Origin of the sequence: Serratia sp. LS-1 (assembly GCF_003719595.1) — a bacterium.
GTDB lineage: Bacteria > Pseudomonadota > Gammaproteobacteria > Enterobacterales > Enterobacteriaceae > Serratia > Serratia ureilytica.
In genome coordinates, this window is sequence record NZ_CP033504.1 from 4,361,109 (window position 1) to 4,374,483 (window position 13,375).

At 61.2% G+C, this 13,375-nt stretch carries 15 protein-coding genes; 8 read left to right on the plus strand and 7 right to left on the minus strand.

What is annotated here, in order from left to right; translation table 11 throughout:
• Positions 1-71 precede the first annotated feature (71 nt).
• Entirely contained in the window at positions 72-551 is a 480-nt protein-coding gene (gene cpxP / locus EDY99_RS20795; protein WP_004931122.1) for a cell-envelope stress modulator CpxP, read from the minus strand.
• A 148-nt stretch (positions 552-699) separates the two neighbouring features.
• Between cpxP and cpxR the strand changes: the two genes are divergently transcribed.
• The 5 genes from cpxR to EDY99_RS20820 all read left to right on the plus strand — a co-directional run bounded on the left by cpxR (position 700) and on the right by EDY99_RS20820 (position 4,917).
• A complete protein-coding gene (gene cpxR, locus EDY99_RS20800) occupies positions 700-1,398 on the plus strand; it encodes an envelope stress response regulator transcription factor CpxR (RefSeq protein ID WP_004931124.1) in 699 nt (232 codons plus the stop codon).
• Positions 1,395-2,789, plus strand: coding sequence for an envelope stress sensor histidine kinase CpxA (gene cpxA, locus EDY99_RS20805; RefSeq protein WP_015379421.1), 1,395 nt, complete (start codon positions 1,395-1,397; stop codon positions 2,787-2,789). The genes cpxR and cpxA overlap by 4 nt, the downstream gene beginning before the upstream one ends.
• Positions 2,790-2,832: 43 nt before the next feature.
• Positions 2,833-3,306, plus strand: coding sequence for a tRNA (uridine(34)/cytosine(34)/5-carboxymethylaminomethyluridine(34)-2'-O)-methyltransferase TrmL (gene trmL, locus EDY99_RS20810; RefSeq protein WP_033645205.1), 474 nt, complete (start codon positions 2,833-2,835; stop codon positions 3,304-3,306).
• Positions 3,307-3,367: 61 nt separating this feature from the next.
• Positions 3,368-4,141 carry a CHAD domain-containing protein gene (locus EDY99_RS20815; RefSeq protein WP_123062043.1) on the plus strand — a complete coding sequence of 258 codons (774 nt, stop codon included), beginning with the start codon at positions 3,368-3,370 and terminating at the stop codon, positions 4,139-4,141.
• Between the two features lie 104 nt (positions 4,142-4,245).
• Entirely contained in the window at positions 4,246-4,917 is a 672-nt protein-coding gene (locus EDY99_RS20820) for a DUF3313 domain-containing protein (protein WP_123062044.1), read from the plus strand.
• Positions 4,918-4,978: 61 nt separating this feature from the next.
• Here the strand turns inward: EDY99_RS20820 and cysE are convergent, their stop codons facing one another.
• The 5 genes from cysE to EDY99_RS20845 form a co-directional block, all read right to left on the minus strand.
• On the minus strand, positions 4,979-5,800 hold the full coding sequence (gene cysE, locus EDY99_RS20825) for a serine O-acetyltransferase (RefSeq protein ID WP_025304676.1): 822 nt from the start codon (positions 5,798-5,800) through the stop codon (positions 4,979-4,981).
• A 106-nt stretch (positions 5,801-5,906) separates the two neighbouring features.
• Positions 5,907-6,926: an NAD(P)H-dependent glycerol-3-phosphate dehydrogenase gene (gene gpsA / locus EDY99_RS20830; RefSeq protein ID WP_123062045.1), complete on the minus strand. Its 1,020-nt coding sequence runs from the start codon at positions 6,924-6,926 to the stop codon at positions 5,907-5,909.
• Entirely contained in the window at positions 6,926-7,396 is a 471-nt protein-coding gene (secB, locus tag EDY99_RS20835) for a protein-export chaperone SecB (protein ID WP_004931139.1), read from the minus strand. Before secB ends, gpsA begins: the two co-directional genes overlap by 1 nt.
• A gap of 57 nt (positions 7,397-7,453) precedes the next feature.
• A complete protein-coding gene (grxC, locus tag EDY99_RS20840) occupies positions 7,454-7,702 on the minus strand; it encodes a glutaredoxin 3 (protein ID WP_004931142.1) in 249 nt (82 codons plus the stop codon).
• A gap of 28 nt (positions 7,703-7,730) precedes the next feature.
• Positions 7,731-8,165: a rhodanese-like domain-containing protein gene (locus EDY99_RS20845; RefSeq protein ID WP_033645201.1), complete on the minus strand. Its 435-nt coding sequence runs from the start codon at positions 8,163-8,165 to the stop codon at positions 7,731-7,733.
• Positions 8,166-8,462: 297 nt separating this feature from the next.
• On the opposite strand from EDY99_RS20845, the gene gpmM reads away from it, so the two are divergent.
• Genes gpmM through EDY99_RS20860 form a run of 3 tightly spaced genes read left to right on the plus strand, consistent with a single transcriptional unit; the run spans position 8,463 to position 12,307 of the window.
• Positions 8,463-10,007: a 2,3-bisphosphoglycerate-independent phosphoglycerate mutase gene (gene gpmM, locus EDY99_RS20850; RefSeq protein ID WP_123062046.1), complete on the plus strand. Its 1,545-nt coding sequence runs from the start codon at positions 8,463-8,465 to the stop codon at positions 10,005-10,007.
• 9 nt (positions 10,008-10,016) lie between these two features.
• Positions 10,017-11,351 (plus strand): murein hydrolase activator EnvC, encoded by a 1,335-nt coding sequence (gene envC, locus EDY99_RS20855; protein ID WP_123062047.1) that lies wholly within the window; start codon positions 10,017-10,019, stop codon positions 11,349-11,351.
• 2 nt (positions 11,352-11,353) lie between these two features.
• Entirely contained in the window at positions 11,354-12,307 is a 954-nt protein-coding gene (locus EDY99_RS20860) for a divergent polysaccharide deacetylase family protein (RefSeq protein ID WP_047025852.1), read from the plus strand.
• A gap of 41 nt (positions 12,308-12,348) precedes the next feature.
• Here EDY99_RS20860 and tdh read toward each other — a convergent pair whose 3' ends face one another.
• A complete protein-coding gene (tdh, locus tag EDY99_RS20865; RefSeq protein WP_033645198.1) occupies positions 12,349-13,374 on the minus strand; it encodes an L-threonine 3-dehydrogenase in 1,026 nt (341 codons plus the stop codon).
• Position 13,375 lies beyond the last annotated feature (1 nt).

The window sequence follows — 13,375 nt, forward strand, 5'->3', positions numbered from 1 at the left end:
CCGCCATCATGGCGGGGAAGACAGGGATGGTGTCTATGGCAAGGAAAAACAGGGGACTACTCAGTCGTACTTCACTTCTGGGCAGAAGCTTGCTGCAAACCAGAAATTTGTTGCTCCATCTGCTGCATGCGCTGCTGATGTTTCTGGTCTAAAACACTTTTTTGCTCTGGCGTCAGCAGGTTATACATTTGGTTGCGCACCCGGGCCATTTCGACCTGGCGCTTGACCTGCTGTTGGGCCATCTTTTCCGCCTGGGCGTACACGGCGGCTTCGTCAAATTTCTCTGCGGTCACCAGTTTATGCATGGCTTCCATTTCAGCTACATTGACACCAGGCAGATCGTGCCGGGCCTGGCGCATCAAATCGCGCATTTGCTGGCGCTGCTGTTCGCTGAGGCTGACACCGTCGAACATATGGTGCTGGCCGGGTATTCGGGTCATCGCGTCGTTGCCGGGAGGTTGGGCTGTGTCCGGTATAGTGTCGGCAGCGAAGGCAGCGGTCGAACCAATTGCCAGCAGTGATGCCATAACTAATGCGGTCACCTTACGCATTTCAACTCCTCAAGCTTTCTCACTTTGCGAATCAACGAGGAGCAGTGTACCGCCACACCTGAAAACCTGCGTCAGTGCATGTAAAACTACGTAAAGTCATGGAATGGCAACAGTTGATGACGTATTTTGCGTCTGGAGGTAAATCATAATGAACAAGATTCTGTTAGTTGACGACGACCGCGAGTTGACCTCGCTGTTAAAAGAACTGCTTGAAATGGAAGGTTTTAATATCGTCGTCGCGCACGATGGCGAGCAGGCGTTGTCGCTGCTGGACAGCTCCGTCGATCTGCTGCTGCTCGACATCATGATGCCGAAGAAAAACGGCATCGATACGCTGAAAGAACTGCGCCAACATCACCAAACGCCGGTCATCATGCTGACCGCGCGCGGCAGCGAGCTGGACCGCGTGCTGGGCCTGGAGCTGGGCGCCGATGATTACCTGCCGAAACCCTTCAACGATCGCGAGCTGGTCGCGCGCATTCGCGCCATTCTGCGCCGTTCTAACTGGAGCGAACAGCAGCAACAGGTCGACAGCGGCGCCCCGACGCTGGATGTCGATGGCCTGCAGCTGAACCCCGGCCGCCAGGAGGCCAGCTTCGACGGCCAGGTGCTGGATCTGACCGGCACCGAGTTCACCCTGCTGTATCTGCTGGCGCAGCATCTCGGCCAGGTGGTGTCGCGCGAACTGCTGAGCCAGGAAGTGCTGGGCAAACGCCTGACTCCGTTCGATCGCGCTATCGACATGCACATCTCCAACCTGCGGCGTAAGCTGCCGGATCGCAAAGACGGGCATCCGTGGTTCAAAACCCTGCGCGGGCGTGGTTATTTGATGGTATCTGCAACATGATCAACAGTTTGACGGCACGCATCTTCGCCATTTTCTGGTTCACGTTAGCCCTGGTGCTAATGCTGGTGCTGATGGTGCCCAAGCTCGACTCCCGCCAAATGACCTCGCTGCTCGACAGCGAGCAGCGGCAGGGGTTGATGCTGGAACAGCACGTCGAGGCCGAGCTGCAAAACGATCCGGCCAACGATCTGATGTGGTGGCGCCGCCTGTTCCGCGCCATCGACAAATGGGCACCGCCGGGCCAACGCCTGCTGCTGGTCACCAGCGAAGGCCGGGTGATCGGCGCGCAGCGCAACGAAATGCAGATCGTCCGCAACTTCATCGGCCAATCCGATAACTCGGATCATCCGAAGAAGAAAAAATACGGCCGCGTCGAGCTGGTCGGGCCGTTCGCGGTGCGCGACGGCGAAGACAACTACCAGCTGTACCTGATCCGTCCCGCCAACAGCCCGCAATCCGATTTCATCAACCTGATGTTCGACCGGCCGCTGCTGCTGCTGATCGTCACCATGCTGATCAGCGCCCCGCTGCTGCTGTGGCTGGCCTGGAGCCTGGCGAAGCCGGCGCGCAAGCTGAAGAACGCCGCCGATGACGTGGCGCGCGGCAACCTGAAGCAGCATCCGGAGCTGGAGGCCGGTCCGCAGGAGTTCCTGGCTACCGGTGCCAGCTTCAACCAAATGGTCAGCGCGCTGGAGCGCATGATGAACGCGCAGCAGCGGCTGATCTCGGACATCTCGCACGAGCTGCGCACGCCGCTGACTCGCCTGCAGTTGGCCACCGCGCTGATGCGCCGCCGCCACGGCGAAGGCCACGAACTGGCGCGCATCGAAACCGAAGCGCAGCGGCTGGATTCGATGATCAACGATCTGCTGGCGCTGTCGCGCGGGCAGCAGAAGGGCGAGCTGGCGCGCGAGCAGTTGAAGGCCAACGAACTGTGGGCCGACGTGCTGGACAACGCCCGTTTCGAAGCGGAACAGATGGGCAAGCAGCTGGAGATCGCTGCGCCGCCCGGCCCGTGGACGCTGTTCGGCAACGCGAGCGCGCTGGACAGCGCGTTGGAAAACATCGTGCGCAACGCCCTGCGTTATTCGCACACCCGCATCGCCGTGGCGTTCAGCGCCGACAATCAGGGCGTGACCATCCAGGTTGACGACGACGGCCCCGGCGTCAGCGCCGAAGATCGCGAGCAGATTTTCCGCCCGTTCTACCGCACCGATGAGGCGCGCGACCGTGAGTCCGGCGGCACCGGCCTTGGTCTGGCGATCGTCGAGGCGGCGGTCAATCAGCATCGCGGCTGGGTGAAGGCCGAAGACAGCCCGCTCGGCGGCCTGCGGCTGGTGCTGTGGCTGCCGCTGCATCATCAACGCCTATCGTCTAAGACAGAACAGTAAGAGTTTGCTATCCTGCGCCCCTCGTTCACGAGGGGCCTGCAACATGCTGAACATCGTTTTATTTGAACCCGAGATTCCACCCAATACCGGCAATATCATCCGCCTGTGCGCCAATACCGGCTTTAATCTGCATCTGATCGAACCGCTGGGTTTTCCGTGGGACGACAAGCGTCTGCGCCGCGCCGGGCTGGATTACCATGAGTTCACCCGCGTCCACCGTCATGCCGACTACGCCGCTTTTCTCGCCGCCGAGGATCCGCAACGGCTGTTTGCTCTCACGACCAAAGGCACGCCGGCGCACAGCGCCGTCAGCTATCAGGCCGGCGACTACCTGCTGTTCGGCCCGGAAACGCGCGGGTTGCCCGCCGACATCCTCGATGCACTGCCCGCGCAGCAAAAAATCCGCATCCCGATGCAGGCGCAAAGCCGCAGCATGAACCTGTCGAATGCCGTCGCGGTGGTGGTTTATGAAGCCTGGCGGCAGTTGGACTATGCCGGCGCGCTGATCAAGGCGTAATCCACAACGACGCGCCATACTGAAGGAGGCATCGTTGCGATGCTCTCTCCAGGAACGGCACATGGCTTTCGTCGAGGATATTGTCACCCAGCTTCGCCGGCTCGAGTCGGCGCTGAACGAGGCGCTACAGCGGCTGCAACAGGCGCCGGACAGTGAAGCGCTGCACGATTTGCGCGTCAGTCTGCGCCGTATCCGCAGCCTGCTCCGCCCGTTGCACGGTTGCCCCGGCGCAACGCGGCTCGATCGGGCCGCCGCCCAGTTGGGCAGGCTCACGACGCCGCTGCGCGATCTCGAGGTGCTGATCGCCGAACTGGCGCACCATCATCTGGATTGGCAGACCAACGTGCGCCAGAGCGATTTTCAGGCCCGCTGCCGCCAACTGCTCGCCAACCCGCAGCTCATCCGCTTCCCTTCGCTATTGCACGCCTGGCCGCACCGCTTTCGCCGCACCGCGCAACGCGCCGCCAAACACCGTGCGAACCGACGCCTGCAGCGCCAGCAACGGCAATTGCGCCGGGCGTTGGCTGATACCGGCTACGATCGCCACCGTCTGCGGCTGCTGGTTAAACGCCTGCGTTACGCGGCCGAAGCCTACCCGCAACGCCTTCCCCTTTCTCCCGCCGCGATAGCGAGCCTGAAAGCGGCGCAAAATGCCCTCGGTGATTGGCACGACCGGGAGGTTTGGTGCCTGCAAGCCGAACATCAGGCGGATCTCTGGCCATTGTTGCCACAGTGGCAAGCTGAGCTACGCCTGACGCTGGCCAGAGCGGATGCCTCACTCGCCGCCTTATCACCGACGCTGGCGACAAAAACCGGCGGCGCATCACGATCCTGAAAAAAGGCCGCGACAGGGCACGCCCGGCCCCGAAAATGCCCGCTACGCCGCAGATAATGCGCTATGTTTTGTAAGGGTAATCACCACTCATCATAGGAAACCACATGAAAAAACAACGCTTGAGCGTTGCCATGGCCGTTCTGGCAGCGGGCCTGTTGCTGGCGAGCTGTTCGTCCAAAGTCACCCAAACGTCGCAATATTCGGGCTTCTTGTCCGATTACAGCAAACTGCAGGAAACCACCTCGCCAAGCGGTCATAAAACGCTGCGCTGGGTAGATCCGAGCTACAAGGAATCCAACTATCGCGGCATCTATTTCCAACCGGTGGTCTATTTCCCGGCGGAGAAACCCACGGCGCGCGTCAGCCAGGACACGTTGAACAAGATTAAGGCCTACGCGACCCAGCGGATCAAAACCGCGCTGCAGAACCGCTTTACCATTCTGCCAAGCCCGGCGGGCTCGCGCGTGCTGGTGGCCAAACTCGCCATCACCGCCGTTTCGGCCGAAAACGAAGACATGAAGTTCTATGAGGTGGTGCCGGTCGCTGCGGTGGTTGCCAGCACCATGGCGGCTACCGGGCACCGGACGCAAAATACCGCGCTGTATATCGAAGGCGAGTTGATCGACCAGGATACCGGTAAAACGGTGATGGAAGTGGTGCGCAAGGCCTACGGTAAAACCGTCAACAACGACAGCACGCCGGTCACGGCGGATGACGTCAAGGCGGCGATCGACGATATCGTTACCGATATCACCCAGTTCCCGAAACAGGGCTGACCGCCGCTTGAAAAACACAGGGGGAGCCGAAGCTCCCCCTGAATGGACCCGCAGGCACGGCTTAGATGCCGTCGCCGTACTCGAATCCGTGGTTGGTGCCGTTGAAGTATTGATCCATATCCATCGACGGCGTATCGCTCTCCGGGCGCCCGACGATACGCGCCGGTACGCCGGCGGCAGTGGTATGCGGCGGCACCGCCTGCAAGACCACCGAGCCCGCGCCAATCTTGGCGCCCTTGCCCACTTCGATATTGCCGAGAATTTTGGCGCCGGCGCCAATCATCACCCCTTCGCGAATTTTCGGGTGACGGTCGCCGCTGGTTTTACCGGTACCGCCCAGGGTGACCGACTGCAGAATAGAGACGTTGTTTTCCACCACCGCCGTTTCACCAATCACGATGCCGGTGGCGTGGTCGAGCATGATGCCGCAGCCGATGGTCGCCGCCGGGTGGATGTCTACGCCGAAGGCGACGGAAATTTGATTTTGCAGGTAGATCGCCAGCGCTTGCCGCCCTTGCTGCCACAGCCAGTGGCCGATGCGGTAAGCCTGCAGCGCGTGGAACCCTTTCAGGTAAAGCAGCGGCGTGGAGTATTTATCGACCGCCGGGTCACGCAGCCGCACCGCGAGAATATCGCGCGCCGCCGAAACGATCATCTGATTGTCGGACTTGTAGGCCTCTTCCACCACCTCGCGCACCGCGATGGCGGGCATGATCGGCGTCGCCAGCTTGTTGGCCAACATATAGCTGAGCGCGCTGCCCAGGTTCTCATGCTTGAGCAACGTCGCATGGAAAAAGCTGGCCAGCATCGGTTCACAATCAGCCAGTGCTCGCGCTTCTGATTTAATGCTGTTCCAGACCTGTTCCAACTCTTCTGACGACATCACATACCCCTTTGCCTTGCCAAACGGGCCGCTTCACACGGTGGCGCGGAGCGGCCCAGGTCATTTGCGGGGTCAGCATTCCGCTGCCCCGACATATCTTTTTATGTCACGCGCTGGGTTTTTCGTCCTTTCGGGCTCGCCCCAGCAGGCTCAGCGCCGCTTCGCGGGCGTCCTTGTGGCAGTAAAGCACCTGATAGATCTGTTCGGTGATCGGCATTTCCACGCCGTGCCGCTGCGCCAACGCCAACACCTCTTTGGTATTGCGATAGCCCTCGACCACCTGACCGATGCTGTCCTGCGCTTCCTGCACGCCTTTGCCCTGCCCCAGCATAATGCCGAAGCGGCGGTTGCGCGACTGGTTGTCCGTGCAGGTTAGCACCAGATCCCCCAGCCCCGCCATGCCCATGAACGTCGAAGGATCGGCGCCCAGCGCAGAACCCAGACGGCTCATTTCCGCCAGCCCACGCGTAATCAACGCGGTGCGGGCGTTGGCGCCGAAACCGATGCCGTCGGACATGCCGGCGCCGATGGCGATCACGTTCTTCACCGCGCCGCCAAGCTGAACGCCGATGAAGTCGGGATTGCTGTAGACGCGGAAGCTCTTGCCGCAGTGCAGCAGCTGTTGCAGATCGTCGGCGAACTGCGCATCGGTCGCCGCCAGCGCAATCGCCGTCGGCAAGCCGGCGGCCAGCTCTTTGGCGAACGTCGGCCCGGAGAGCACCGCCAGCGGGATCGCCTCGCCCAACGCCTCACGCGCCACGTCCTGCAGCAACCGGCCGGTTTCGGCCTCCAACCCCTTGGTGGCCCACACGATGCGGGCGTCAGGGCGCAGATGCGGCTTCAGCTGGCGCAACACGTCGCCGAACACATGGCTCGGCACCACCACCAGCACGTCGCGGCTGGCAGCCAGCGCACGCGCCAAATCGGCTTCAAGCAGCAGGGTATCGGGGAAAGGAACGTCGGGCAGAAACGCCTGATTGCAGCGATCGCACTGCAACGTTTGAATTTGCGCGGGGTTATGCCCCCACAACACCACGGTGTGGCCGTTACGCGCCAGCGTGATGGCCAATGCGGTGCCGTACGAGCCGGCACCGATGACAGTCATTGAAGCATTGACGGTGTTCATCAGGCATCCTGATGTGGTGCGGCACCTTCGCCTTCCGCCTGCTGCTGCAGATAGTTCATGAACAGCGCGTCAAAGTTGACCGGTGCCAGGTTCAGCTGCGGGAATGTGCCGCGGGAAACCAGGCTGGTGATGCACTCGCGCGCATACGGGAACAAGATGTTCGGGCAGTATGCGCCCAGGCAATGCGCCAGCTGCGTGCCTTCGATGCCTGCTACCGAGAAGATGCCCGCCTGTTGCACTTCGCACAGGAACGCCGTCTCTTCGCCCAGGGTCGCCGTCACGGTTACGCGCAGTACCACTTCATACACTTCGTCAGCCAGTTGGCTGGACGCGGTATCCAGATCAAGTTTAACTTCCGGCTGCCATTCCTGCTGGAAAACCTGCGGCGCGTTCGGCGCTTCGAAGGAGATGTCCTTGGTATAAATACGTTGGATCTGGAAAGCCATTTCAGTGCTGTTTTGTTCTGACATGTGAGTAATACCCTTGGTTAAACGTCCTTATTGACACTCGGTGAACCGGCAAGCTGCTTAAAGCAGCGGATCCAGGCCGCCGCGAGCATCGAGTTCATATAAATCATCACAGCCGCCGATATGCCGGCCGTCGATGAAAATCTGCGGCACGGTGGTGCGCCCGCTGCGCTCGATCATCACTTCGCGCTTGGCGTTATCGCCGTCGATGGCGATCTCGTTAAACGCCGCGCCCTTGCTGTTCAACAGCGCCTTGGCGCGATGGCAGAACGGGCAAGTCGCTTTGGTGTAGATATCAATGTTAGCCATGGATTGCCACCTCAAATAGGTTTAACGGTTACTTGCCGCGCACCAGCGGCAGGTTTTCTCCGCTCCAGCCGGCGATGCCGTCTTTCAGCATCGTCACCTTTTCAAAACCGGCCTTGCTCAGGTTCTCCGCCGGTTCGCGGGAGGCGGTGCCGTTGGCGCACACGACGATGATCGGCTGCGCTTTGTGTTTTTCCAGCTCGCCCAGGCTGCCGCTTTTGATTTCGCTGGCGGTCAGGTTGATGGCGCTGGCCAGGTGACCACGGCGAAAATCGTCGCGGCTGCGGGTGTCAACCACCACGGCATCTTCTTTGTTGATCAGGCGGATAGCTTCACCGCGAGCGATCTCTTTGACCTTGGAGAAACGGCTTTTGAAGGTCATGACGATCACGGCGACCAGCAGAGCGATCCAAGCCAGGCTCAGAATAGGGTGTCTGCTTACGAATGGCATAATTTCTTGCAGCATGGGGTGTAACAACTCCCGTCAGTTAAGGGATAAATAAGTCAAGGTTCCAGAGTATACCTGCCGAGTGCGGCAAATACAGCCAATAAGCAAGCGCGATTGTAGAAACTGCGGGCTGCGCTGAGAAATTCCCGAGGTCAGAGCATAAAAGCCCGCGCGATTCGCCGCAACCTTGATCTCTTTGGGCTATTTATCGCCGGCGGCGGTGTAAAATCAGCCGGTTTTTCGAGGGCGAACAGCCATGCTTCCGGCGGGCGCATGGCTATTCGCAGCTTAAAAAGTTCATAAGAGGTCAATGCAATGTCGAGTAACAAAAAACCGATGGTACTGGTGATCCTGGACGGTTACGGCCACCGTGAAGAGCGGCAGGACAACGCGATCCTGAACGCCGGCACCCCGGTGATGGATCGCCTGTGGCGGGAGCAGCCGCATACGCTGATCGCCGCTTCAGGGCTGGATGTCGGCCTGCCCGACGGCCAAATGGGCAACTCCGAAGTCGGCCACGTCAACCTGGGCGCCGGGCGCATCGTATACCAGGATCTGACCCGGCTGGACAAAGCGATCGCCGACGGCGACTTCTTCGCCAATCCAGTCCTGACCGCCGCCGTCGATAAGGCCGTGGCGGCCGGCAAAGCGGTGCATATCATGGGCCTGCTGTCGCCGGGCGGCGTGCACAGCCACGACGAGCACATCCTGGCCATGATTAAACTGGCCGCCCGGCGCGGCGCCAAAGCCGTCTATCTGCATGCCTTCCTCGACGGACGCGACACGCCGCCGCGCAGCGCCGAAGCCCCGTTGCAGCGCTGCCGCGAGGCCTTCGCCACGCTGGGCGTCGGGCGCATCGCTTCACTCATTGGGCGCTACTACGCCATGGATCGCGACAACCGTTGGGATCGCGTGCAGCTGGCCTATGACCTGCTGACCGCGGCCAAAGGCGACTACGTGGCCGACGATGCGGTAGCCGGTTTGCAGGCCGCCTACCAGCGCGGTGAAAACGACGAGTTCGTCAAACCGACCGTCATTCGCGCCGCCGGCGAGGCCGATGCCGCGATGCAGGACGGCGATGCGTTGATCTTCATGAACTTCCGCGCTGACCGCGCGCGCCAGATCACCCGCGCCTTCGTGAACGCAGATTTCGACGGTTTCCCACGCGCCAAACAGGTGCAGTTCGGCGATTTCGTGATGCTGACCGAGTACGCCGCCGACATCGACACCGCCTGCGCCTATCCGCCGGCGTCGCTGGCCAACACCTTCGGCGAATGGCTGATGAAGCACGACAAAACCCAGCTGCGCATCTCGGAAACCGAAAAATACGCCCACGTCACCTTCTTCTATAACGGCGGCGTGGAAGCGCCGTTCAAAGGGGAAGACCGCGTGCTGGTCAATTCGCCGAAGGTCGCCACCTACGATTTGCAGCCTGAGATGAGCGCCGCCGAGCTGACCGACAAACTGTTGAGCGCCATCCGCAGCGGCAAATACGACGCCATTATCTGCAACTACCCGAACGGCGACATGGTGGGGCATACCGGCGTGTATGAAGCGGCGGTCAAAGCGGTGGAAACGCTGGACGCCTGCATCGCCCAAGTGGTTGACGCGGTGCGCGACGTCGACGGTCAGTTGCTGATCACCGCCGATCACGGCAACGCCGAGCAGATGCGCGATCCGGCCACCGGCCAGGCGCATACCGCCCACACCAGCCTGCCGGTGCCGCTGATTTACGTCGGCAAACCGGCGCAGGCGGTCGAAGGCGGCAAGCTTTCGGACATCGCGCCAACCCTGTTAACGCTGATGGGAATGGAAATCCCGCAAGAGATGACTGGTAAGCCGCTGTTCATCGTGGAATAATCCTTCTCCATGAGGGAGAAGGCGTTTTTTGCACTATCAAGGGTAACCCGAAGCGCAAACGCAGGCAGCCGGCCGCTGCCTGAACGCACCGCGCCAAGGACGTTCACCGCCATGTGCGCCAGCGTATTTTGCGCTGGCGTCTTGCTGTTGCCGCTCGCCGGCCAGGCGGCGGAAGACAATAAATCCCAGCTGAAAGACATTCAGCAGAGCATCGCCGAGAAAGAAAAAGCGGTGAAGCAGCAGCAACAGCAGCGCAGCTCGCTGCAGGATCAGCTGCGGCAGCAGGAAAAAACCATCGCCCAGGCCAGCCGCCAGTTGCGCGACACCCAGGGCACGCTCACCCAGTTGGGCAAGGACATTTCCGGCCTGAACGCCTCGATCGCCAAGCTGCAAAAGCAGCAATCGACCCAGCAAAACCTCCTCGCCAAACAGCTTGACGCCGCCTTCCGGCAAGGGCAGCACAGCGCCGTGCAGCTGATCCTCAGCGGTGAAGAAAGCCAGCGCAGCGAACGTATTCTGGCCTATTTCGGTTATCTGAACGAAGCGCGCCGGAAAACCATCGAAGAGCTGAAACAGACCCGCGCCGAGCTGGCGAAGCAAAAAACCACGCTGGTGGCCAAACAGGGCCAGCAAAAATCCTTACTGAGCGAACAACAGACGCAGCAGCAGAAGCTGGAGCAGGCGCGCGGCGCTCGCAAGAAAACGCTGACCGCGCTGGAAGCCTCGCTGGAAAAAGACCAACAACGCCTGGTGGAACTGCGCCAAAACGAAGCCCGCATGCGCGACAAGATCGCCCGGGCGGAGCGCGAAGCCCGTGCGCGCGCCGAACGCGAAGCGCGTGAAGCGGCCAAGGTGCGCGAACAGGTGCGCATCAAGGAACAGCAGGCGAAGAAAACCGGCACCACCTACAAACCTAGCGAAGCCGATCGCTCGCTGATGGCGCGAACCGGCGGCCTCGGCCGTCCGGCCGGCCAGCTGATGTGGCCGGTGCGCGGCCGCACGCTGCACGGCTTTGGCGAGCAGCAGCAGGGCGAGCTACGCTGGAAAGGCATGGTGATCGAAGCCCGCGAAGGCAGCGAAGTGAAAGCCGTCGCCGATGGCCGCGTGCTGCTGGCCGACTGGCTGCAAGGCTATGGCCTGATGGTGGTGGTCGAACACGGTAAAGGCGACATGAGCGTGTACGGCTATAACCAAAGCGCGTTGGTCAACGTCGGGGCGCAGGTGCGCGCCGGCCAGCCGATCGCTCTGGTCGGCACCAGCGGCGGCCAGGGAACGCCGTCGCTCTATTTCGAAATCCGTCGTCAGGGACAGGCGGTTAACCCACTGCCGTGGTTGGGAAGATAGATTTGCGCTATGTCAAAACCCGTACAGCTCTGTTAATGGGCTGTCTGCTGCAGGCTTACGCTGCGCAGGCAGGAAAACTCTCCATCGTCATCGATGACGTGGGCTACCGCCCCCACGAAGAAAACGCGGTGCTGCAAATGCCGACGGCGATCTCGGTCGCAGTCTTGCCCAACGCGCCGCATGCCCGCCTGATGGCCACCCGCGCCCACAGCCAGGGCCGCGAAGTGCTGATCCACATGCCGATGGCGCCGCTCAGCAAGCAGCCGCTGGAGCGCGATACCCTGCAGCCCGCCATGAGCAGCGACGAGATCCAGCGCATCATCCGCAACGCGGTGAACAACGTGCCTTACGCGGTCGGCATGAACAACCACATGGGCAGCGCCATGACTTCCAGCCTGCCGGGCATGCAGAAAGTGATGCAGGCGCTCGAAAGCTACCGTCTGTACTTCCTCGACAGCATGACCATCGGCAACAGCCAGGCGACCCGCGCCGCGGCCGGCACCGGCGTGAAGGTGATCAAACGCAAGGTGTTCCTCGACGATACCGCGAACGAAGCCGATATCCGCCGTCAGTTCAACCGCGCGGTTGAATTGGCGCGGCGCAACGGTTCCGCCATCGCCATCGGCCACCCGCGCCCGGCAACGGTGAAAGTACTGCAGCAGATGCTGCCGTCGCTGCCCGCCGATATCGTGCTGGTCAAACCGAGCGCGCTGCTGAACGAACCGCAGGGCAACGGTGGCGGCAGCTACGTCCCGCCGCCGGTCAAACCGCAAAAACCGCAGCCGAAGAACCCGTTCAGCGGCGGCATCAAACAGTGCAAGGTCAAACCGCCGAAGGAAAAAACCAACGCCGGCACCGCGCTGGGCGTTATCGCCGACAGCATTGCCACCTCGCCGCCGGTGACCTTCATCAAGCGTCATTGGCAGCACTGGACGCAAACCAAACCGCAAGCATAAAAAAAGGGCCGGAATTCCGGCCCTTTTCACGCCTGCCGAGATCAATCCCAGCTCAGCACCACTTTGCCCGACTTGCCGGAGCGCATGGCGTCGAAGCCCTGCTGGAACTCGTCGATCGAGAAACGGTGGGTGATGATCGGAGTCAAATCCAGACCGGACTGGATCAGCGCCGCCATCTTGTACCAGGTCTCAAACATTTCGCGGCCGTAAATCCCTTTGATAAACAGCCCTTTGAAAATCACCTGGTTCCAGTCGATCGACATATCCGAAGGCGGAATGCCCAGCATGGCGATGCGCCCGCCGTGGTTCATGGCGTTCAGCAGCGTGCGGAACGCCGGCGGCGCGCCGGACATTTCCAGACCGACATCGAATCCTTCGGTCATGCCCAGCTCGGCCATCACGTCGTTGAGGTTTTCCTTGCTGACGTTCACCGCGCGGGTCACGCCCATCTTGCGCGCCAGTTCCAGACGGTATTCGTTAACGTCGGTGATCACCACATGACGGGCGCCGACGTGTTTGCACACCGCCGCCGCCATGATGCCGATCGGACCGGCGCCGGACACCAGCACGTCTTCCCCGACCAGATCGAACGACAGCGCAGTATGCACCGCGTTGCCAAACGGATCGAAGATCGAAGCCAGTTCGTCGGAGATGTTATCCGGGATCTTGAAGGCGTTGAACGCCGGGATCACCAGATATTCCGCGAAGCTGCCCGGACGGTTCACGCCCACGCCGATGGTGTTGCGGCACAGGTGCGTGCGGCCGCCGCGGCAGTTGCGGCAGTGGCCGCAGGTGATGTGGCCTTCGCCGGACACGCGATCGCCGATGCTGAAGCCTTTGACTTCCTGACCGATCGCCACCACTTCGCCCACGTATTCATGGCCGACCACCATCGGAACCGGAATGGTTTTTTGCGACCACTCGTCCCAGTTGTAGATATGCACATCGGTGCCGCAGATCGCGGTTTTGCGGATTTTGATCATGATGTCGTTGTGGCCCAGCTCCGGCTGAGGCACGTCGGTCATCCAAATCCCTTCTTCCGCTTTCAGTTTTGACAGTGCTTTCATG

Excerpts from the sequence above, each read along its gene's own strand:
- gpsA (WP_123062045.1), bottom strand. The coding sequence starts at position 6,926 with ATGAACACCGTCAATGCTTCAATGACTGTCATCGGTGCCGGCTCGTAC.
- gpmM (WP_123062046.1), top strand. The coding sequence starts at position 8,463 with ATGTCGAGTAACAAAAAACCGATGGTACTGGTGATCCTGGACGGTTAC.
- tdh (WP_033645198.1), bottom strand. The coding sequence starts at position 13,374 with ATGAAAGCACTGTCAAAACTGAAAGCGGAAGAAGGGATTTGGATGACC.
- envC (WP_123062047.1), top strand. The coding sequence starts at position 10,017 with ATGAGGGAGAAGGCGTTTTTTGCACTATCAAGGGTAACCCGAAGCGCA.
- cysE (WP_025304676.1), bottom strand. The coding sequence starts at position 5,800 with ATGTCGTCAGAAGAGTTGGAACAGGTCTGGAACAGCATTAAATCAGAA.
- trmL (WP_033645205.1), top strand. The coding sequence starts at position 2,833 with ATGCTGAACATCGTTTTATTTGAACCCGAGATTCCACCCAATACCGGC.
- EDY99_RS20845 (WP_033645201.1), bottom strand. The coding sequence starts at position 8,165 with ATGCTGCAAGAAATTATGCCATTCGTAAGCAGACACCCTATTCTGAGC.
- secB (WP_004931139.1), bottom strand. The coding sequence starts at position 7,396 with ATGTCAGAACAAAACAGCACTGAAATGGCTTTCCAGATCCAACGTATT.
- grxC (WP_004931142.1), bottom strand. The coding sequence starts at position 7,702 with ATGGCTAACATTGATATCTACACCAAAGCGACTTGCCCGTTCTGCCAT.
- EDY99_RS20820 (WP_123062044.1), top strand. The coding sequence starts at position 4,246 with ATGAAAAAACAACGCTTGAGCGTTGCCATGGCCGTTCTGGCAGCGGGC.
- cpxA (WP_015379421.1), top strand. The coding sequence starts at position 1,395 with ATGATCAACAGTTTGACGGCACGCATCTTCGCCATTTTCTGGTTCACG.
- cpxR (WP_004931124.1), top strand. The coding sequence starts at position 700 with ATGAACAAGATTCTGTTAGTTGACGACGACCGCGAGTTGACCTCGCTG.
- EDY99_RS20815 (WP_123062043.1), top strand. The coding sequence starts at position 3,368 with ATGGCTTTCGTCGAGGATATTGTCACCCAGCTTCGCCGGCTCGAGTCG.
- cpxP (WP_004931122.1), bottom strand. The coding sequence starts at position 551 with ATGCGTAAGGTGACCGCATTAGTTATGGCATCACTGCTGGCAATTGGT.